The following is an 18,756-nucleotide window of genomic DNA, read 5'->3' as shown; positions in this document are numbered from 1 at the left end:
AGCGGATTAAGCGGACAGCGACTGCTGACCGAATCGCAAGCCGGTGCATTAGAGAATGGTCTGGAGAAACCCCTCTTGGAATAGACTTTTGCCGTCGTTAAAACGCACTTGCAGGACAGCCAACACGGAGCCGAGAGCCACAAAGTAAATCGGTTTACTATTTAGCGCGCCTTTCCTACCATCCAGTGATGGCGAGAGAAACCTTTACGATTGAGGGCGCAGGCGCAATTTCTCTTACAGCCGAGGCTGAGGGGGATGCCTACGCCATACCCGTCCTTCTTGCGCACGGCGGCGGGCAGACACGGCGCGCGTGGAGAAGGGTGGTCAGCGAGCTGGCTCAAGCCGGCTTTCGCGCAATCGCCTTCGACATGCGCGGTCACGGAGACAGCGATTGGTCGCCATGCGGAGCTTATGAAATGCGCGACTTCGCGGCGGATCTGGTCGCTGCAGCGTCGCGCCTGGACCAGAAGCCAGCGCTGGTCGGCGCTTCACTGGGCGGGCTCGCCGGACTGATTGCCGCAGGGGAGCTTGCTCCAGGTAGCTTTGCTTCACTCACATTGGTCGACATTGCCCCGCGCATGGAGCCTAGCGGTGTGATGCGCGTGGTTGGTTTCATGGAAGAGCATGTCGATAGCGGCTTCGCCTCACCAGAGGAGGCGGCCGACGTGATCGCTCGCTACATGCCGCATCGTCCCAGGCGGGGCGCGAGCGATGGTCTGAAAAACTATCTGAGGCAGAAGCCGGATGGGCGCTTCTATTGGCACTGGGACCCTGTGTTTATCCGTAATATAATGTCAGCCAGACAAGGCGACCCAGACAGCCAAGAACGTCAATCGGCAATGCTGAGCCAAGCTGCGGCGAATCTCACGCTTCCGCTTCACCTCATCCGAGGCGGCTCTAGCGATCTTGTTTCCGAAGAGGCCGTTTTGCATCTGCGACAACTCGTCCCCCATGCAGAATACACCGATATTGCCGATGCCACGCACATGGTCGTGGGCGATGCGAACGATGCCTTTTCCGCCGCTATCGTCGATTTCCTAGGGCGCCATCACTCTCGCGATACGGCTCAGCCACAGGGGACGAGGGAGCTATGATCGATCGAGAGCGCTTGCAGGAAATGCTGCATATAGCGCCGTTTCACCGATGGCTTGGGCTGGAGATTGCAACATGCTCCGACCAGGGAATCGCGATCACCATGCCATGGCGCGAAGAGATCGTGTCGAACCCTATGATTGGGTCGGCGCATGGAGGGATCCTGGCTTCACTGGTCGACCTCACCGGGCTTTATACTCTGCTTGCGGCGGGCGTCGCGGCGAGAGCGACGGCCGATCTGCATGTCAATTACCACCGTTCTGCAACCTCAGGACCTCTCACTGCTCACGGACAGATCGTGAAGCTCGGGCGACAGATTTCGGTGGCGGAAACCCGGGTTCTCGAGCCCGACGGCAAGTTGGTCGCCAGCGGCAGGGGCGCCTACTTCTCGTCAACCGGATCAATTGATCAGCGCGGCGGGACTATTGATCTCGAACAGGCTCTTGCCACCCAAGGCCCAGCGACTTCTGCAGCGCAATCCACGCCAGCGTAAGGGCGCCTTTTGCCCGGACGAGGTCTGCTGAGGCCTGCTGCTGTTCTCGCAGGGCCCGGTTGAGGTCAGCCTTCGAGATCGCTCCTGCAGCAAAACGTTGGCGGTTCAGGTCCGCCGCGACGTCAGCCTGCTTCTTGATTTGCATACTGGCAGCGAGCGCAACACGCTGCTGGCCGAAGCGAGCCAAGGCACGTTCGGCGTCTTGCAGTGCCAGAAGCACCGTCTGCTGGTAATTGGCGACTGCTTCGTTGCGCGCCGCCCCGGTTTGGTCGATCGCAGCGTCTACCCTGCCGAAATCCAGAAAATTCCACTGGAGGCGCGGGATCGCGAGTGCGGAGAATTCGCCGACATCGACAACGTCGTCCAACGAGGATCCGCCGAGGCCCAGGATCCCTGTGAAGGACAATTTCGGGAACCGCGCCGCCTCGGCCACCCCGATCCGCGCCGTCGACGCGGCAAGAGACCGTTCGGCCGCCCTTATGTCAGGCCGACGCGCCACCAGGCTTGCCGGATCGCCAATCGCGACCTGCTCTGGCGGCATGGGAATGGAGCGCACAGTCGTGAGCGCTGCATCAGCTGATCCCGGCACCTGTCCGGTCAGTATAGCGAGCGCATCAGACAGGACTGCGATATCCGCTTCAGCTTCGGCAAGTTGTGACTTGAGCACCTCCAGTTCGGCATTCGCGGTGCCTACCGGGAAAAGCGGCAATGCACCGCGCTGATAGCGTTGGTATGTCAGCGCCAGGATCTCTTCCTGCAACGAAATCTGCGCCTCAAATTGCTCTGCGCGGAATTGGGCCTCCCGCAAATTGACGTAGGTGCTGGCCACTTGGGCAGTCAACTGGACCTTAGCGTCCTCTGCATTGGCCACCGTTGCAGCAGCTTGGGCATTGCTGGCCTCAATGCGCCTGCGCGAGCCACCGGCAAACTCCAGCTCCCAGTTGGCGTTAAGGCCCACATTGTAAAAGCTGAGCGAGTCATCGGTTTCTGCGTCGGAATTGGTTTGCTCTGACGGGGGGGGCGCCCCGCCTTGAAGGTCGAGACCAGGAAGCCGGCCCTGCACGGTGGTGGCCTGTGCCCCAAGCGATGGCATTCGACCCGCACGGTCTTGCCTGATGGATGCCCGTGCCTGAGCAATGCGCGCCTGCGCTGCGGCGAGCGAGGGATTGCCGGACAGCGCAGCCTCCACCAGCCGCGTCAACTCGGGATCGCCGAGCAGCAGCCACCATCGAGCGACAACCGGATCAGATGCGCTCACATCACTGCCAGCGCGCACAAAGCGAGTGCCCGTGTCTGCTGACATAACTTCCGGGGGGCCTGCATAATCGGGCCCTGCCGTGCATCCAGCTAGCAAGGCGATAGTGACAAGCGGAGGTAGCAAGTGGCGCATCGTGTAGGGCTCAGTGCATCGAAAGGGAGACATTTTTTGGAAGCGGCCTCAGGAAGAGGACCAGCGGAACCGTCGCGAGGGTCAGAATCCCCATAACCAGGAACACATCATTGTAGGTCATTATGAACGCCTCGCGTTGGAGGGTGCGGCTCAGGACGGCCATCGCCCCCTCCATGCCGCCGAAGTTTCGCGCCAGCCCTTCGAGATAGGCCTGTAGCGAAACGCTGTTCGCATTCAGGGTCTCTTCCATCCGCCGGCTATGATGCCAGATCCGCTGGTCCTGGAACGATGCCAGAGCCGAAAGAGCGAAAGAGCCACCGAGATTGCGGGCCGCGTTGAAAATGCCCGAGGCATCGCCCGCGTCTTCCTTGGCCACCGACGCAACCGTTGCCTGATTCAGGAACATCATCGCAAGTATCATTCCGGCCCCGCGGATAAGCTGACTTTCAGTGAAGACTGCGCCGCCGGATTCCGCGGTCAGACTCGTGCTGACAAAGCAGCTGATCGCCATCAGCAGCATTCCGGTGCCGACGGCAATGCGGATGTCCACCTTGCGGATCATCAGGGGCAGAACCGGCATCAGGAGAAAGGCCGGGACACCCATCCAGAAGATGACCAGTCCCGTCTGAAAAGCATTATAGTCAGAGATGATCGCGAGGAACTGGGGGATAACGTAGGTTGAACCATACATCACCATGCCCAGGGCGAGAGCCATGATCGCGACGCTGGCGAACTGTCGATTGAACAGGAGCTGCAACTTCAAGACCGGCTTGCGTGCTTTCACTTGTCCGTAAATCAAACAGGCAAAGCCGATAATGGTCACCACCGTTAGCCAGCGAATGAGTGAGGACTCGAACCATTCTTCACGGTGCCCTTCCTCGAGTACAACAGTCAGACCGCCCAGTCCGAGGATCAGCCCGAGAATGCCAGCCCAATCGGCGTCCGTGAGATATTCCCACTTGGGCTTCTCGTGAGGCAGCCCGATAAACAGCAGGAGCAGCAGGATTGCGCAGACTGGCACATTGACGAAAAAGGCATAGTGCCAGCTCAGGTTCTCGGTCAGCCAGCCGCCGATCAATGGCCCCATCACGGGGCCAAGAACCACAGTCATGCCGAACAGGGCCATTCCGATGGGCTGTTGGTGCGGCGGCAATCGTTTAGCCACAATAGTCATTGCGGTCGGAATGAGGACTCCGCCCATGAAGCCCTGGCCCGTTCGGCCGATGATCATGGTCGTAAGGTCGGTGGCTACACCGCATAGCACCGAAAATGCGGTGAACGCGCTGACAGCGATGATGAGGAGGGTTCGCAGACCGAACAGCCGTTCCAGCCAAGCGCTCAGCGGAATGACGACGATTTCAGCAACGAGAAATGACGTAGCAATCCAGGTGCCTTCGGCGCCTGTGGCACCGATCTCGCCCTGAATGACGGGGAGTGCGGAATTGACGATTGATATGTCCAGCGTCGCGAGCATGGCGCCGAGCGCGCCCGCGGCCACAGCGACCCAGGCAGTCACGTCTGCGTTCTTTCGGCTCCCGGCCGGCCCGATCGAAGTGTCCTGCGCTGCCAGTATCTCGGTCATTGAGTCCGACTCGAGATCTCTTCCAATTCGCCGGCAGCATTCCGGGTGTCGACCGTAGCCACTACCGACATGCCGGGAACGAGCAGACGCCGCACTTCAGGGGGAGCATCGATAGCGATGCGGACGGGTATCCGTTGAACGATCTTGGTAAAGTTGCCGGTGGCATTTTCGGGGGGGAGGATGGAAAATTCCGCGCCCGTTCCCGGCGATATGCTGACCACTCGTCCCGCGATCTCAAGGCCTGGCAGGGCGTCAACTTCGAGCCTGACGCTCTGGCCGGCCCGGATGAGGCCGACCTGCGTTTCTTTGAAGTTCGCGGTCACGTAGATCGCGCTCACCGGAACCACCGTCATCAAACGTTGACCCGGTTGCACGAACTGGCCCACCCTCACCGAGAGATCGCCGACGCGGCCGGCCTTGCTGGCGCGCAGCAAGGTCGATTCAACCGTAAGGTCGGCTGTTTCCAGCTGAGCGCGGGCAGCGTCCGCCTGCGCCTGGGTCTGGCTGATCTGCTCGAACAGGGTCCCCCGGCGAGCGGTCGCGGCAGCCACCGCCGCCTGCGCAGCGGCGAGTTCGGCCCGCGCCTGCCGCGCCTGCGCCTCATACTGGTCTAGCTTTTCCCGCGGTTCGGCTCCTGTCGCGGCAAGGGGCCGATATCGCGCCACCTGGTCGTTCGCGAGGTCCAGTGCTGCGCGCGCGGCGGCGAGTTGGGCCCGCGCCTGGCGAATGGCTGCATCCTGTTCGGCTACCTGAGAACGGATTGTGTCGGCACCGGCCAGGGTCGCAGCGATCTGCGCGCGCGCCTGTTGCGCTTGCGCCTGATAATCCCGCAAATCCAGTTGTACGAGGGCTCCGCCGCGAGCAACCTGCTCGTTCTCCCCCACGAAGACCTCTTCGACGTATCCCGCTACCTTGGAAGAGATAACGACGCTGTCGGCAGCGACATAGGCGTTATCGGTCGACTGCATGTACTGTCCGTAGGTTACGTGCCGGTAGTACCACCAGATCCCGCCAAGCAGCACGGCAAGACCAACGATGATTAGCACGATGCGCAAGCCACGCCGCGATTGCGGTTTCGTTGGGGTTGTGCCCTCCTGCTCCGGTTGGTTGGAGTTATCGGTCATCTGACTCTTTCGGCAGCCTCAGTAAAAGGTGAACGCGTCTCGCGCCCTATGAGCCGTGAGTCAAATAGTAAAGGCATTTAGCAGTTTGCATTTGGGCATCCGAGGCTATCCGACTACACAGCGCTATGGATGAAAAACCAGATACCATGTCACGGTCTCAGCGTCGGCAGAAGGTCATCACCGATAATGACCGCATTCTCTATCTTATGGACGAGATCAGTCGCGGCGCGCGCAGAGTGTACGATGCGAGGGTCGCCAGGATCGGTCTCAATCAGACACAGTGGAGGATCATCGGACAACTTCTTCGCGATCCTGCCCTTACGCAGGCTGAAATCGCCAAGAAACTGGAACTGGAATCGGCGACCATCGGCCAGGCGGTTGCAGGTCTTTGCGCACGCGGGCTGATGAAAAGGCTTCGAGCTGAGACGGATCGGCGAGCGTGGCAGCTCATCCTCACGGAGCAGCTTGACGATCTGCTGCCCGAACTGAGAGGCTCCGCGGATAGGCTTCATGATCTGCTTTGGCGCGACATTGCCGCCGACGAGAAGCGAACGCTGCAGCAGATTCTTGAAAGGGTATCGGAAAATCTGGACCAACACCGTGCCGAGGCTGAATAAAATCATGGCATCGCCCCCGGAAAAGCCTATCGGCAGCATCGCTCGCGCCGCGGAGATTGGCCGAATCCTAATGAGGCACGGAGCGAAGAATCTCGCCGGAGCCCTCGGGTTTATTCCCTCTTCGAACAATGTCATCGACCCTCGCGAATTTCGCCCGGCCGCAGTTGTCGCGTTCCTCCGTGACATCGGGCCAGTCGGCATAAAACTGGGGCAGCTCCTCGCCACCCGAAGCGATCTGTTCACCGAACACTGGATCACGGCATTCTCAACCCTGCACGATCAGGTGTCGCCAGTGCGCTTCGCAGATATCGAGCCCGTACTTGCTTCAAGCTGGGGTGAGGACTGGCGGAACGACTTTGCGCAGTTCGACGAAAAGCCTTTGGCGTCCGCCTCGATTGCACAGACCTATTCCGCCGAGCTAAGGGACGGTAGCAAGGTCATCGTGAAGGTTCGACGCCCGGGCACCGCCGCGCGGATGGAAGCCGATGTGCGTCTGCTTGTGCGTCTTGCCGAGATCGCAGAAGCACGCTCTCCTGACATCGCGCGTTACCGGCCAGTCGAGTTTCTGCGGACCTTCGGCCGCAATCTTGCCTGGGAGATGGACCTCGCTGCGGAATCCCGAGCCTGCGAGCGGATCGGCGCATATCTCGATACCATCGGCGTCAGGACCCCGGCCATCCATTGGGAACTGACCGGGCTGCGGGTGAACGTTCAGGAACGCCTGTACGGCAGGCCCGCGTCTTCGCTGGGCAGCCCATCGGGCGACCCGCGGGTGGCGGCTTTCGCTAAAAGCTATGCCAACGCTGTCCTGCGGATGATCATCCTGAACGGCGAATTTCACGGCGACCCCCATCCGGGTAACGTCTTCCTGATCGGCGAGCAGGATGTCGGCTTCATCGACTTCGGATCAGTCGGGACGCTCACCAAGGCCAGGCGCGACGAGATCGTCCGCCTCGTGCTTGCGATTGCTGGTGAGAAAACCAGCGATGTCGCGAATGTCCTGCTCGCATGGGCGGGGGAGCCGAAGGTGGATCGCGATGCGCTCGCGGTGGATCTGGATCAGTTGATCGGAGAGTTCAGGGGAACCGTGCTATCTGGCATCGAGTTCTCGCAGATTTTTTCCCGCGTTTTCGACCTGTTGCGGGATTATCGACTGGTTCTGCCACCTGATCTGGCCATTCTTCTGCGTACCTTGCTTACGGCAGAGGGTGTCGTCCGATCACTGGCACCCGACTATAACATTGCCGAGGACACCCGGCCGATCATGACGGAGCTTTTCGCCGAGCGGTTCTCGCTCGCTAGCGCTCGGTCGGGTTTGAAGAAACTTCGCGGTCAGCTGCTGGGGTTGTCGGCGTCCTTGCCCGACATACTTGCCACTGCGAACTCGATCGCAAAGTCAGGATATGTGCCGGTTCAGCTCGATCCGCTCAGTATCGAGCAACTCGCAGGACTTCGCAATGAGCGTCAGTCCTTGAAAGGCCCTCTAGCTGCCGCATTGATCGTGGCTAGCGCATTGCTTGTCGATCAATCCTGGCTTCTGGCTGGCGGCGCGCTTGTGATTGCTGGGGTGGTGCTCATCCGAAAATCATAATGAAGGAGCAACTTAATTCGTGCACGGTCACGTTACGGCAAAGCCGAACTTAATGAGGATTTCATACGCCGCACTTCAGCGACCAAGACGCATCGCGAAAAAAATTTTTCGACCTATTGCGATTGAAGGCTTATTTTCCTCAATCAGACGAAACTATGGAACGGCAGCTTTCAGGCTTGTCCTCGCCTGACTTTATGGCCGCTATTAGGGCGCATTGCTGCCAAGCGAATTAGACCCCACGACATTGAATTCGAATCTCTGGAGCGCGAAATCTCACTGACGCCAGGGGGCTTCGGATAGCGCCAGTCTGCACGCGATTTCATCACCAATTTCGGTCGCAGCCTCAAGGAGGGAGGTATCATCCAAGTGTGCATACCGAGCTGTTGTCGAAACCTGCCTGTGGCCAAGGAGGCTTCCAATCATCGGCAAAGTCTCGGATGATCGCGCTGCCAGGCTGGCATAGTTGTGCCTCAGATCGTGGAGCCTGACGTCATCCAGACCGGCATCACGCCGAAGCTTGCGCCAGAACCAGTCGATCGCTGAAACCGACTGCCCCTTGAACGGAAACACTAGCTCATCCTTCTTCCCACGCGGCAATCCATCGAGCACCGCCCTCGCCTCCTGGCCAAGCCAGACGATGCGCGGACCTGTCTTGGAATCGGTCAGTTTGAGCTTCCGCCCCTGAACCTCGCCCCAGGTGAGGTTGAGGATTTCGCCGCGTCGGCATCCCGTCAACGTGAGCAGTGTGACTACCGCCGCCTCGACGGGCTGGTCAGCGCGTCGGTCGACAAGGGCTTTCCCGAGCCGCGCCATCTCGGCGTCGCTCAGAAACCGTTCGATCTTGCGCCCCCTGTTCTTCTTCACGCCTCGAAAGGGGTTTGAATGCTCCGGAATATAGCCCCAGGCCTCGGCCTTGGCGAACATGGCTTTCAGAATTTCCATGGCGCGGTTTGCCGCGCCCGGCCCTGCCGAGCGCGTTACCTCCGCGTGCCAGCGCACCGCATCGGCATGATCGATCTCGTCGATGAACTTGCCCGCAAACGCATGGTCGAGATGGGTGCGGCGGTAGATGTCCTGGATCTCGCGCGTGGACTTCTTCCAGGTCGGTGCCGCCACATCCCAATACGACTGAAGGAACGCCGCATAGGTCGGCGTCTTCGTGCCGCGCTTCTTCTTGTCTGCCGGGTTCTGCCCGAGCTCGATCCGGAGGATCAGCCGGCGGGCAACATCCTTCGCGATGCGCTCGGTAAGGATGGCGGCATCGCCGATCGTTATCAACCGCTGCTTGCCACCGATGGTCCGCTGGAGGACGTAGCTCTTGCGTCCTGAGCGGTGGATGCGCTCGCCAAAGCCCGGAAGCACGTAGTCAAACCTCGTCCGGCGCTTCCCAGCCTCTCCCGGAACAACGCGCGCGAGTTCCTCGGCCAGGATATGCTTCAGATCGTATCCGGTCACGCCGCGATGCCCAGCGCACCGGCGAGGCTCGAACAAATCCGGTCGGCGCTCTCCGAGATGATGTCGTCTGCAAGATGCGCATAGCGCGCGGTCGTCTCGGGAAGCGCGTGCCCCAACAGCTTGCCGATGGTCGCGAGTGGAATGCCCTTGGCAATGGCCGCTGAGGCAAAGCTGTGGCGAAGATCGTGGAGCCGGACATCGGGAAGAGCGGCCTTGCGCCTGATCCTGATCCAGTGTTCTCCAAGATTGATTGGTCCCTCCCGATGCAACGCCGGAAAGACAAGCTGGTCGTCGGCCCGGCGGTCGAGGCCACTCAGAATTTCGATCGCTTGCGGGTTGAGATAAATGGTCTTCGGGCCGGTCTTGCTGTCGGGTAGCGCAAGTCGAGGAATCTGGACGTAGCGCCAGCGCAAGGTCGCAATCTCCGAAGCACGTGCACCCGTGTAAACGAGCAAGAGAAGCGCGGGGATCACGAACGGGTTCGCAAACTCGTGATTGGCCAACGCGCGCCCGAGCCTGCGGTATTCGTCGGCGGAAAGGTAGCGCTCCGGGAGCTCGCGCTTGAAGCGGGACACACCGCGACACGGGTTGGAGCATTTGGCGCGATACCCGAGCTTTTCCGCATACTGCATCATGACAGACATGATCGGGATGGTGCGATTGAAGCTCCCTTCCCTCTTTGTCATGGTGTCGCGCCAGCGGTTGATGTCTGACCGTGCGATCATGTCGACCGGAAGTTCGCCGAAATGCGGAATGAGCAGCTGATCGATGCGCGAGCGCGAGCTCGTCCTGGTCGACGGCTTCCAGTGCGGCGAATAGTCGGTCCAGAATTCCTCGGCGAAGTCGACAAAGAGCGGGACCTTTTTCTGCTCGGGCGCAGACGGCAGGTCGGCAAGCGTAGCCCTGATGAGCAATCTGCGCGCGGCAGCGCGCGCGGCGGGAGCGCCCAGCGCACCTGCCGCCACTCCCGCGCGTCCCAGCGTCACCATCCTCTGCACGCCTCGGGGCCTGTACTTCACTATCCAGCTAAGGTGTCCGGACTTGCGCTTGCGCAGTCCGAAGCCAGGCAGTTCATTATCCCATGTAATCCCGAGCGGAAGTGAGGCTCGACGGGCCACATGACCGGTCAGTTTCAGCTTATTGGATTGGCGTTTGTGGGTGACGGCTGTGCCTTGCCCACCCACAGATTGCCGGTGGGTTAGAAATTTCGAACTATCTGTTTTTACTAGGTTTTGCTCCATAAATGCAGCTTAGGCTGCGTCCGGTGTGCCAATTCTGTTCCCCATTGCGCGGCGAAATCCGGTGATCTTGGTCGTTCCGTTCTCGAAGGCATTTTCCAACGGAGCCCTTGGCGGCGCGAGCATCCAGTTCGCGGCCGTAATCGAGCCTGATCTTCAAGCGCATGAATACCGCGCACAAGGACCGCACCCCCGCAAAGGCAGCGGCAAAGGAGCGCGTGCGGGGCCCGGGACCGGGGTCTGTCGGTCCCGCGGCACTGCGCCGGTCCGACCCACTGTCGTTCGGGCGTGCGTGCGGGGCCCAGAACAAAAATGGCCGCGCCCGCAGGAGCGCCGCCGAAGGCGGGGCGGGACCGAGCGCGACCCCAGCCCCGCTCCGCTTTTCGCCCGTTCCAGCACAAGCGAACACGAAAAAAGGGCAGGAACCGTCACCGGCTCCTGCCCTCGTATGGTCGTCAGTATTCGTCGAGCATTGCCCCATTGACCGTGTGCACCACGCGGCTGGCGAGATGCGGAGGAAGTGCGTTGTAGTCACCCTCGTCGAGGGCGAAGTAGCCCAGGTCTTCATCTTCCACCACGTGCTGGTCGAAGAAACTGTGCAGGGCGCGCCTTTCGGCAACTGCAAGCGCTTCGAAATAGCTATGCGCGTTCATGTCCAAGGTGCTGAGTGCAGTCATGATATCCTCCTGAAACCTGTCGCGGAGACGACAAAAAACAGGCGGAGGGGCATGGGGCCGGCGGGTCAGGGATCGCCGCAATGGCGACCGCGAAGCGGCGGTGGGGGCAACGATTTTGTCGGACCGGAGCAAAGCGCAGGGGAGGCAAAATGGTGGGGCCCCGCCGTCCTTGACGCGCCGGTCCCATGCCCATCACCCTTGGAATTCGGTGAGCCAGACCCCTCCCCCGCTCCGTTATGAGCGCAAGGGGTGACCCGCGTGATTGGACTTTCCTACAGGCTGTACCCGGGTGCATGTTAATCGAAGGGAGGAACCACCGAGGGGTGCAGGAAAGGAACCCCGGTGCCAACTAAACGAAGCGCTGTCGCAGCACTCCGGAAACTCGAAGCCGACCGGCTGGCACTCGCCGAGCGCCAGAAGCAACTTGAGGAGCAAGCCGCACTTGAACTGGGCCGCATCATCTTGGGAACGGGACTTGAGACCTTCTCGAAGAAGGCGCTCGCAAGAGTTGCCGGAGAGCTCGGAAAGCTCGGCGAAGAAGCATCTCTGATGAGGCTGCTTCCACCGGCTCGCTCATCTTCTCGCACCGAACAGACAACCGGAGAGTAGGAACAGTAAGAAGGGGCCCTGTCCGGTAGGACAGGACCCCTCCGCGAGGGAGACCGACGGGAGAGTTCAGTCGATCTCGGGAGCGTCGGTGTTGTCGTTGTCGTCGCTCGAACCACTACCGCGGGAGAGGAAGTCGACCTTGTCGGCGAGGATCTCGGTGCCGTAGCGCGTAACCCCGTCCTTGTCCTCCCACTGGGTGTAGTGGATGCGGCCCTGGACGGATACCAGCTGGCCCTTGGAGCAGTACTGGCCGACGGTTTTGGCGAGGCCGTTGAAGCAGGTCACCCTGTGGAACTCGCTTTCCTTGGCGGTGTAGCCGTTCTCGTCCTTGTAGGTCTTGCCGTCCTTGTCTCGCGTAGGGCGATCGGTGACGATGGTGATCCCGGTGACGTTGGTGCCGCCCTTGGTCTCGCGGGTATCGGGTTCGCGAGCGATGCGGCCGGTGAGGATTGCGATATTGGTCATGATAGTAGTCCTTCAGTTCCTCAAACCGGAGACCATCTCCGGCTTGTGAACATCCAGAAGAAGCAGGGCATGGGAGGACTGCACCGCAGGCCTGAAGGGCCGAAGGGAAACCTGTTCATGACGGGTGGTACGGGCAGGCGCGCGAAGCGCGACAACACGGCCGTCAAAGGAACGGGTTGCCGTCCTCAGCTGACCTGGTTCAGGACTGTTCGCGAAGAAAGCGGGATGGGTATCGGGTGCGGGTCTAAAGGTGCCAAGACCCTGCTGCATTCAGCCTGCCCCATCACTCTCCGATGCTGCCAGGAGATCCATGAAGTTGCGGGCTGCTTCCCGGTCTTCCTCGTCCTCGAATGCCACATCGAGATCGGGGGCGGACCCGAACATGTGCAGGAATGACCAAAGCGCAAAGCGCTTGCCCCGGTCCTTCTCAAGGCCGAAATCGACCCGGCAATGCTCGATACCAGCTTCAAAGGTGTCGGGAGCCACACCGGCGAGGTCGGTGGTGGCAAAGTAGCGCTGCAGCAGATCGTCAAGTTGCATGTGCGGTCCTGTAGCCCGAAGTGTCGGGTAAGAGAATGGAGAGATCTGCTTCAATCGCTGAGAGAAGGAACTTGATCACAGAAGAAATGACTGGAAGGTCAACTGCATCACTGAAAATGAACGCAATCGGGTTGCTCGAAAGCGTACCTATTCGGGCCTGTCGCAAGCCTACAATCGACTAATCCATGAATGATGGTATTAGCACCGCGCGACCCGAAGGGCTCGGAGCAGCAATGCAATGAGTTCTCTCCTAATGGGCGGTCCCGAAAGGGGCCGCCCTTTTTCCGGCTGAAAAGAACTTTCGATACAGGTCGTCGAAAGAGTCTCAGCAATTACGCTGGACTGGTTCCGAGCGGGCCGCGACGATCGACCACGGTGATCCGGCGCGTCTTAGCATCGATCACCAGTCGTTCGGTGACGCCATTGCCCGGAAAGGCGACGACATAACGCGGATTGAGCGAAAGCATTTGCTCGTTGCGCTTGAACCCGGCGCGGGCACCAAGCCGACGATCGAGCGAATAGGTCAGCTGCTGGACTTCGCGGCGCTCGGCCCAGCTCGCTGCCAGGCGATCGGCACCCTTGCCGTCGCCGCCATGGACCAGAAAGAGATCGGGAACCACATCGCGAACCTTGTCCAGAGTCGCCCAGATGTTCTCAGCATAGGCACGCGCATCTTCGGCGCCTTCAAAGCTCTGGCGACCACCGGCGAAGACGATTGGAGTTCCTTCCGGTATCAGGGCGTGACGCCGGTTCTCGGCGCGTGCGCGGAGGAAGTCGCGGGCATCGATCACAGCCGAGGTAAGGTGGCGCGAATGGCTGGTTCGCGAGCCCGAAACGGGCTTCCAAGAGGAACCGGTCTCGTCGCGGTATAGTGCTGCTGCAGCCTCACGCATCTGCTCGAAGGCCAGCATACTGGCTTCGGCAGCCTGCGCGCGCTCGACCTGCTCTTCCAGATTCCTCGAATGCACTTCAGAGCCATCGGCGGATGCGAGCAGGACCCGAATCTCGTCGCTGGCTCGATCAAGTTGAGCCGACTTGCGGCTGGCTGCGCGGTGGAAAAGATTGACCACGCCCCAGGCAATATCCTCGGCATCGGCTTCCAGGGCCGTGTCGGAAAACATCGCGAAGAGGTCGGACCATACGGCGCCAAGCGTCTGCTCGATCGCGTCCTCGCAGGGAAAATCTGTTTGGTTGAAGGGGGCCGGCCTGATGCTGAGGCCTGAAAGGTCAAGGCCGCTCAATTGATCAATGAAGCTGTCGTACATGGGGTGTCTCCTGATCGCGCGGACATGGAGAGGAGGCACCATTGCCTCGGCCCTGTCCGCCGGAGCCCGATCAGGGCCGGGACAAGGGGCATGACGCACCGCGTAGCGGGAAACCTGCGGCCCTAAGGCTGGCGCGGGCAACACGGGCTGACGGGCCGCGGGTTGCGGCGCGCCCCGACCGGCCCAAGGGCCTCTCCCGGCGGACAGGGATGAGGCAGGATCAGGACCCGACGTCGCTATCAGGGCAGGAGCGCTCGAAGATCGCTTCGCCATTCGAGAACCGACCGACCATGCGCAGCTCGCCGAACAGGTCGATGAACCTTCCTGACACCTGGGCGAGCCAATGCCGTGCCCTCGGCACGCGCGGGTTGTAGAGATCGGCTTCCCAGTAGCGAGCGTCATCGCGCTCGGCGAGCCAGATCGCGGCGAGCCCGCAATATGTCGATATGCCGCAATCAGCGAAGGCGTTCCGCAGGAGGATGCGATCCTCGCGGCCGCGCCATCCTTCGAAGCGTTCAAAGGAAGGAAAGGTCGCCTTCGCAGTATCGATGATCTCGGCGACGAGGCACTCGTAGGCCCAGTCGACATCTGCGTCTTCGCCATCATCGAGCAGGCGAAAGGCAACCACGGATCCGGCCGGATAGCTGACGGAACGTCCCATCTCACTCCTCCTCAGACTGCATCAGCAAGATCGACGTCGGGCTCGCTTTCGTTGGATTGGTGACCCCCAAGGTCAAGCAACAGGCTGGCCGCTTCCTCGGCCTTGGCCGCAGCGGTCAGGATCGCGCGCTCATCCGATTTGAGGATCTTGAGCCAGGACGCGATGTAGCTGGCGTGATGGTCGAGGTGGGTGACCGGCAGACCCAGTTCTGCCCCAAGGATGGCTGAGGACAGTTCGGCGATCAGTTCTTCGACAGCATAGGCGTCGCTGCCGAAGCGGTTCTTGAGATCGCGGTCGAGCCGCGAGGAATGCCCCGTCCAGTGCGACAGCTCGTGTGCAAGCGTCGCGTAATAGTGGTCGTAGGCTTCGAAGAGTTCGGCTGGCGGCATCGTGACGCGGTCGCGCAGCGGTTCGTAGTAGGCCTGGGCACCATGATGGCGCAGGTCTGCGCCGACTTGACCGAAGAAGGCATCGAGCCGGTCTTCGCGTCCTTCGGGCTCAAGCGCGGCAACCAGCGGCTTGGGATGATAGAATGCGGGGAGGCCGTCGCACTGGTCCGCGTTGAACACGGCATAGGCCTTGAGCACGCGCCGGTTCTCGGTGTCCGTGTCGCCTTCGGCGTTCTCGACCTCCTTGGTATAGCTCTTGTAGAAGATCGCGATGGTCGATTTCTCGCCCTTGCGGACCTGTCCGCCTAGCTTCTGGCACTGGCGGTACGTCATCCAGTACGGCGAAGCGAAACCGCAGCCATCGGCCACCATCCAGAGCCAAAAGGTGTTCATTCCGCGATAAGGCGTCCCGCAGGAGCGCAAGGGCCGCGAGACGGGCACACCGCGCCACGGCTTGACCCAGGGCTTTGTGCCTTGCTCGAGCTTTTCGATGATCGCGGCGGTGATGCGCTTGGCAGGCGATGTCGAAACGGTGCGGCGGGACTTGGTCATGGGAGATCTCCTGATCGCCGGAACGGAGTTGTCCCGGCTCAGGAAGAGCAAAGCTCCCTCCTCTCTCCTTCAATGATGACCGCAATGCGCCCTCAATTCGGGACGTTCAGGCTTCCTGCGGATGCCTGAAAGCGGCCCGGCCGCTTTGCTCCGGTAATGATTACCGCGAATGTCCGATTAGGGCTCGTTTGCAGTCGGGCCGCTTTTGCAGTCGGGCCGCTTTAATCGTGCGTGTGCGATTAGCGGACAGTCAGCTTTGAGGCGCTCCGACAACACGCGGAAAGGTTTGAAACGGGGGGAACGGAATGTCTAGTTTGTTGTTTATTTTGGTCAAAGCAGACATAAAAACACCTACCCGTCAGTTTTGAGGACCTACAGTGAACATCGAGATCGAGCGGAACCCTTCGAAAGCTGAGGCGGACCTGCTCAGTCGCGGGATTAAGTCATTCAACGAAGAAACCGTTCGCGATCTCGAGCCGGCCGAGGAAGAGAAGCGGTTTCACGTGATGGCTCGAGATGACGAGGGATCATTACAAGGTGGCATCCGCGCAACATGCTATTGGAATACCCTTCACATCGAACTTCTTTGGATTTCCGAGACTGCGCGCGGCAGTGGAATCGGGCGTAGGCTGATACAGAAAGCCGAGGCTTTTGCGCGCGACAATGGTTGCGAAAATGCTTTAGTTGAAACGACCAGCTGGCAGGCAAGGCCATTCTACGAAAAGAACGGCTACAACCACATGGCGACCCTTTCCAACCGACCCAAGGGACACTCTTCGCACTATCTCAAGAAGGTGCTGATTTGATTTTCGGGCGTCCGCTTTCGAGGTAGTTTCCGCTCAAGTTAAACAACCGCGCTTAGGGTCGTTAGCCGAACGGCAGCTTTCAGCATTCAGCCACCTAAAAGCGGACCGTCTTCAACCGGCCGAAAATTTGACATGGAAAAGGCGGCCCGTCCCGATTGGGACGGACCGCCCGCCGAGTGACCTGGACCTGTGAGGAGGGGTCAGGCAGCCTGCTCGGCAATTTCGTCAGTCGCGTCGTCGCTGACCGGCTCGTCACCTTCAGCGGCAACCGGTGCGACCTGCTCGGAACCGGCGAAACGCATGATCGGCGGAACCCAAGCCTGTGCCCGTTCCTTGACCTCGGCCTCACCAATGAAGTTGCCGGAGAATATGCGCTCGGCAGCGCTCGCCAGTTCGGCCTTCTTCGATGCGGCATAGCGACTGACGAGTTCGGGACCACCGGCGGCATCGAGCGTCTCGAGCGTGCGAGCCTTGGCCACACGATCGAAGTAGTTCGCAGCCGTGGGACGCCACCAGTGTGCGGTCTCGATTTCGAGCAGTGAGCCCAGCTCCTCGTGCAGTGGCACCGAGCGCTCCCCTTCGCAGGCAAGGCTGGCTACCAGAGTGCGCGAGACGACATGGCCGAGCCAGGCCGAGCGTGCCTCGTCGGAAAGCGCCCGGAACCTGGCAAACCGCTCGACATCGCTTTCACCAGCACGCCAGCTTTCATCGAGCGAACCGGCGAACTCGGCCAAGGCAGCGCTCGACGGTGCATCCTTGGCCTCGAACCCGGTAACCGGGCCGGAAGCAACCGAGCCGACCAGCGTCGACGCTTTCTTTGCGCGCCAGTCGTGTCCATCGGCATCGGCGAGCGTGAAGACCATGAAGTCGAGCGCCAGTGCCGGATCGTTGGCGAGATGGATCGCAAGGATGTCGCGGCGCTGCATGGCCAGTTCGTCGAGCAGGCGCTGTGAGAGCGAGCTCCCTTTAGGCCTCACCGTTCCGTTCTCCTCGACTGCCTCGATAGCGCAATCGTCGTCCGTGATGACTTCGGTCTGAGTATAGAACTGCGGGACCAGTGTCGGCTCGCCATTGCGCGAGAGGACAAGGAAGGCACCGGCCTCGGCTTTCAACTCGTCGACAAGCACAGGAGGGCGATCATTGATCGCGCACATGGCCCGGTCGATGACGACCAGTTCGCGTTCGGCTTTGGCGATCTCCTCCTCGTCGCTGTCCTCGTCTTCGAGCACGGCGGCGACGCGGTCGTAGTCGGCCTCGAGCTCGCCGAGCTCCTGCACTTCCCGGTCGGTCATTGGCGCAGGCTCGCAGGGCAAGCGATTGAGGCCGTCGACAAGGTCATGACTGACATAGGTGCCAAGTGTCGGGCGTACCCAGGCAAGGCCATATTCGATCGCGACCTTTTCTGCGGCTTCTTCCATGGCCTTGTGTGCGAGGTCCTCGAGCAGCGCGACATCGATCCAGCTTTCGCTGGCATCGTCGTCGAACAGTTCGCGTTCGATCCGGCCGCCTGCGGCGAGGTAGGCATCGCGTCCGACGAGAACCGCTCGCGGATCGGAGCCACGAACAGTTGCGTCGAGCACCATGCGGCGGATCGTGTCAGGCGTGATCTGGTACCAGGCGTCCTGCAGCTCGGCATAGACATGCGCCTGGCGCTCCACGTCGGAGATCGCGCCGTAGGCTTTGGCCATGTCGAGCGTAATCGTGCCTTCGGCGAGCGCTTCGAAGACGCAGGGTGCGAGACTTGCTAAGCGCAGACGCCCTTCGACGAATCGGACGGTGAGGCCGAAGCGGCGCGCCACGTCTTCGGTGGTAGCGCCTGCTTCGATGATCGCCGCGAAAGCCTGCGCTTCGTCGGCCGGGTTCATCGCGAGACGCTGGAAGTTCTCGGCAAGGCTGGCCTCGCGCACTTCGCTTTCCTCGCCTTCGATGACGAGGCAGGTGACCTAATGGCTTTCGGACAAGGTGCCCTCTTCGGCCAGTGCCTGCAGCGCGGCGAGACGCCGGCCGCCGGCCTCGACCTCGAACTTGCCGCGCTTTCCTTTGCGCACGACGAGGTTCTGCAGCAGACCGCGCGCACCAATGTCTGCCCGCAGCTGGAGGTCAGCCAGCACATCGCTCGACTTGCGAACGTTGCGCGGGCTCGGGACGAGCTTCTTCAAGGGAATCGACTGGATCATGGGTGTTCTCCTGATGGAATGAAGGCGCAGGTG

Annotated in this window: 17 protein-coding genes and 1 pseudogene; 6 read left to right on the top strand and 12 right to left on the bottom strand. The window is 60.9% G+C overall.

What is annotated here, in order from left to right; translation table 11 throughout:
* The first annotated feature begins 188 nt into the window (after positions 1-188).
* Positions 189-1,094 carry an alpha/beta fold hydrolase gene (locus ACI2I1_RS08620; RefSeq protein WP_054525565.1) on the top strand — a complete coding sequence of 302 codons (906 nt, stop codon included), beginning with the start codon at positions 189-191 and terminating at the stop codon, positions 1,092-1,094.
* On the top strand, positions 1,091-1,585 hold the full coding sequence (locus tag ACI2I1_RS08615; protein WP_082379178.1) for a hotdog fold thioesterase: 495 nt from the start codon (positions 1,091-1,093) through the stop codon (positions 1,583-1,585). The genes ACI2I1_RS08620 and ACI2I1_RS08615 overlap by 4 nt, the downstream gene beginning before the upstream one ends.
* On the opposite strand, the gene ACI2I1_RS08610 is transcribed toward ACI2I1_RS08615, so the two are convergent.
* From ACI2I1_RS08610 to ACI2I1_RS08600, 3 genes are read right to left on the bottom strand one after another with little or no spacing between them, the layout of a single operon-like run.
* Positions 1,515-2,975 carry an efflux transporter outer membrane subunit gene (locus ACI2I1_RS08610; RefSeq protein WP_064305672.1) on the bottom strand — a complete coding sequence of 487 codons (1,461 nt, stop codon included), beginning with the start codon at positions 2,973-2,975 and terminating at the stop codon, positions 1,515-1,517. The genes ACI2I1_RS08615 and ACI2I1_RS08610 overlap by 71 nt on opposite strands.
* A gap of 10 nt (positions 2,976-2,985) precedes the next feature.
* The gene (locus ACI2I1_RS08605) at positions 2,986-4,557 is read right to left on the bottom strand and encodes an MDR family MFS transporter (protein WP_054522877.1); all 1,572 of its coding nucleotides are present in this window, start codon (positions 4,555-4,557) and stop codon (positions 2,986-2,988) included.
* Positions 4,554-5,681: an HlyD family secretion protein gene (locus ACI2I1_RS08600; protein ID WP_054522878.1), complete on the bottom strand. Its 1,128-nt coding sequence runs from the start codon at positions 5,679-5,681 to the stop codon at positions 4,554-4,556. Before ACI2I1_RS08600 ends, ACI2I1_RS08605 begins: the two co-directional genes overlap by 4 nt.
* A 125-nt stretch (positions 5,682-5,806) precedes the next feature.
* Here ACI2I1_RS08600 and ACI2I1_RS08595 point away from each other — a divergent pair, with 125 nt between their 5' ends.
* Positions 5,807-6,298: a MarR family winged helix-turn-helix transcriptional regulator gene (locus tag ACI2I1_RS08595; protein ID WP_054523095.1), complete on the top strand. Its 492-nt coding sequence runs from the start codon at positions 5,807-5,809 to the stop codon at positions 6,296-6,298.
* Positions 6,299-6,368: 70 nt separating this feature from the next.
* Positions 6,369-7,889 carry an ABC1 kinase family protein gene (locus ACI2I1_RS08590; RefSeq protein WP_404678775.1) on the top strand — a complete coding sequence of 507 codons (1,521 nt, stop codon included), beginning with the start codon at positions 6,369-6,371 and terminating at the stop codon, positions 7,887-7,889.
* Positions 7,890-8,162: 273 nt separating this feature from the next.
* Here ACI2I1_RS08590 and ACI2I1_RS08585 read toward each other — a convergent pair whose 3' ends face one another.
* The 3 genes from ACI2I1_RS08585 to ACI2I1_RS08575 form a co-directional block, all read right to left on the bottom strand.
* A complete protein-coding gene (locus tag ACI2I1_RS08585; protein ID WP_054522892.1) occupies positions 8,163-9,344 on the bottom strand; it encodes a site-specific integrase in 1,182 nt (393 codons plus the stop codon).
* Positions 9,341-10,333, bottom strand: a complete 993-nt coding sequence (locus ACI2I1_RS08580) for a site-specific integrase (protein WP_054522880.1) — start codon at positions 10,331-10,333, stop codon at positions 9,341-9,343. Before ACI2I1_RS08580 ends, ACI2I1_RS08585 begins: the two co-directional genes overlap by 4 nt.
* Positions 10,334-11,037: 704 nt before the next feature.
* Positions 11,038-11,259, bottom strand: a complete 222-nt coding sequence (locus ACI2I1_RS08575; protein ID WP_404678774.1) for a hypothetical protein — start codon at positions 11,257-11,259, stop codon at positions 11,038-11,040.
* 342 nt (positions 11,260-11,601) lie between these two features.
* Between ACI2I1_RS08575 and ACI2I1_RS08570 the strand changes: the two genes are divergently transcribed.
* Positions 11,602-11,868: a DUF6437 family protein gene (locus tag ACI2I1_RS08570; RefSeq protein WP_404678773.1), complete on the top strand. Its 267-nt coding sequence runs from the start codon at positions 11,602-11,604 to the stop codon at positions 11,866-11,868.
* Between the two features lie 66 nt (positions 11,869-11,934).
* On the opposite strand, the gene ACI2I1_RS08565 is transcribed toward ACI2I1_RS08570, so the two are convergent.
* The 5 genes from ACI2I1_RS08565 to ACI2I1_RS08545 form a co-directional block, all read right to left on the bottom strand.
* Positions 11,935-12,333 carry a single-stranded DNA-binding protein gene (locus tag ACI2I1_RS08565; RefSeq protein WP_404678772.1) on the bottom strand — a complete coding sequence of 133 codons (399 nt, stop codon included), beginning with the start codon at positions 12,331-12,333 and terminating at the stop codon, positions 11,935-11,937.
* Positions 12,334-12,603: 270 nt separating this feature from the next.
* Complete coding sequence (locus ACI2I1_RS08560) at positions 12,604-12,873, bottom strand: hypothetical protein (protein WP_404678771.1); 270 nt, start codon at positions 12,871-12,873, stop codon at positions 12,604-12,606.
* A gap of 332 nt (positions 12,874-13,205) precedes the next feature.
* On the bottom strand, positions 13,206-14,138 hold the full coding sequence (locus tag ACI2I1_RS08555) for a DUF2493 domain-containing protein (RefSeq protein ID WP_404678770.1): 933 nt from the start codon (positions 14,136-14,138) through the stop codon (positions 13,206-13,208).
* Between the two features lie 220 nt (positions 14,139-14,358).
* Entirely contained in the window at positions 14,359-14,799 is a 441-nt protein-coding gene (locus ACI2I1_RS08550) for a hypothetical protein (protein WP_404678769.1), read from the bottom strand.
* A gap of 11 nt (positions 14,800-14,810) precedes the next feature.
* On the bottom strand, positions 14,811-15,740 hold the full coding sequence (locus ACI2I1_RS08545; protein WP_404678768.1) for an ArdC family protein: 930 nt from the start codon (positions 15,738-15,740) through the stop codon (positions 14,811-14,813).
* Between the two features lie 377 nt (positions 15,741-16,117).
* Between ACI2I1_RS08545 and ACI2I1_RS08540 the strand changes: the two genes are divergently transcribed.
* Positions 16,118-16,546 carry a GNAT family N-acetyltransferase gene (locus ACI2I1_RS08540; RefSeq protein ID WP_404678767.1) on the top strand — a complete coding sequence of 143 codons (429 nt, stop codon included), beginning with the start codon at positions 16,118-16,120 and terminating at the stop codon, positions 16,544-16,546.
* A gap of 200 nt (positions 16,547-16,746) precedes the next feature.
* Here the strand turns inward: ACI2I1_RS08540 and ACI2I1_RS08535 are convergent.
* A pseudogene (locus ACI2I1_RS08535) lies at positions 16,747-18,723 on the bottom strand (ParB/RepB/Spo0J family partition protein).
* Between the last annotated feature and the right edge of the window lie 33 nt (positions 18,724-18,756).

It is taken from the genome of Qipengyuania sp. NPDC077563 (assembly GCF_044901345.1).
GTDB classification, from domain to species: Bacteria; Pseudomonadota; Alphaproteobacteria; order Sphingomonadales; family Sphingomonadaceae; genus Qipengyuania; species Qipengyuania aestuarii.
Note: the sequence above shows the minus strand (reverse complement) of the source record. Positions and strands in the feature narration are given on the sequence as shown.

Bases quoted from the DNA above. Each gene is read 5' to 3' on its own strand.
- ACI2I1_RS08620 (WP_054525565.1), top strand. From the start codon at position 189: ATGGCGAGAGAAACCTTTACGATTGAGGGCGCAGGCGCAATTTCTCTT.
- ACI2I1_RS08615 (WP_082379178.1), top strand. From the start codon at position 1,091: ATGATCGATCGAGAGCGCTTGCAGGAAATGCTGCATATAGCGCCGTTT.
- ACI2I1_RS08610 (WP_064305672.1), bottom strand. From the start codon at position 2,975: ATGCGCCACTTGCTACCTCCGCTTGTCACTATCGCCTTGCTAGCTGGA.
- ACI2I1_RS08605 (WP_054522877.1), bottom strand. From the start codon at position 4,557: ATGACCGAGATACTGGCAGCGCAGGACACTTCGATCGGGCCGGCCGGG.
- ACI2I1_RS08600 (WP_054522878.1), bottom strand. From the start codon at position 5,681: ATGACCGATAACTCCAACCAACCGGAGCAGGAGGGCACAACCCCAACG.
- ACI2I1_RS08595 (WP_054523095.1), top strand. From the start codon at position 5,807: ATGGATGAAAAACCAGATACCATGTCACGGTCTCAGCGTCGGCAGAAG.
- ACI2I1_RS08590 (WP_404678775.1), top strand. From the start codon at position 6,369: ATGAGGCACGGAGCGAAGAATCTCGCCGGAGCCCTCGGGTTTATTCCC.
- ACI2I1_RS08580 (WP_054522880.1), bottom strand. From the start codon at position 10,333: ATGGTGACGCTGGGACGCGCGGGAGTGGCGGCAGGTGCGCTGGGCGCT.
- ACI2I1_RS08575 (WP_404678774.1), bottom strand. From the start codon at position 11,259: ATGACTGCACTCAGCACCTTGGACATGAACGCGCATAGCTATTTCGAA.
- ACI2I1_RS08565 (WP_404678772.1), bottom strand. From the start codon at position 12,333: ATGACCAATATCGCAATCCTCACCGGCCGCATCGCTCGCGAACCCGAT.
- ACI2I1_RS08560 (WP_404678771.1), bottom strand. From the start codon at position 12,873: ATGCAACTTGACGATCTGCTGCAGCGCTACTTTGCCACCACCGACCTC.
- ACI2I1_RS08555 (WP_404678770.1), bottom strand. From the start codon at position 14,138: ATGTACGACAGCTTCATTGATCAATTGAGCGGCCTTGACCTTTCAGGC.
- ACI2I1_RS08550 (WP_404678769.1), bottom strand. From the start codon at position 14,799: ATGGGACGTTCCGTCAGCTATCCGGCCGGATCCGTGGTTGCCTTTCGC.
- ACI2I1_RS08545 (WP_404678768.1), bottom strand. From the start codon at position 15,740: ATGACCAAGTCCCGCCGCACCGTTTCGACATCGCCTGCCAAGCGCATC.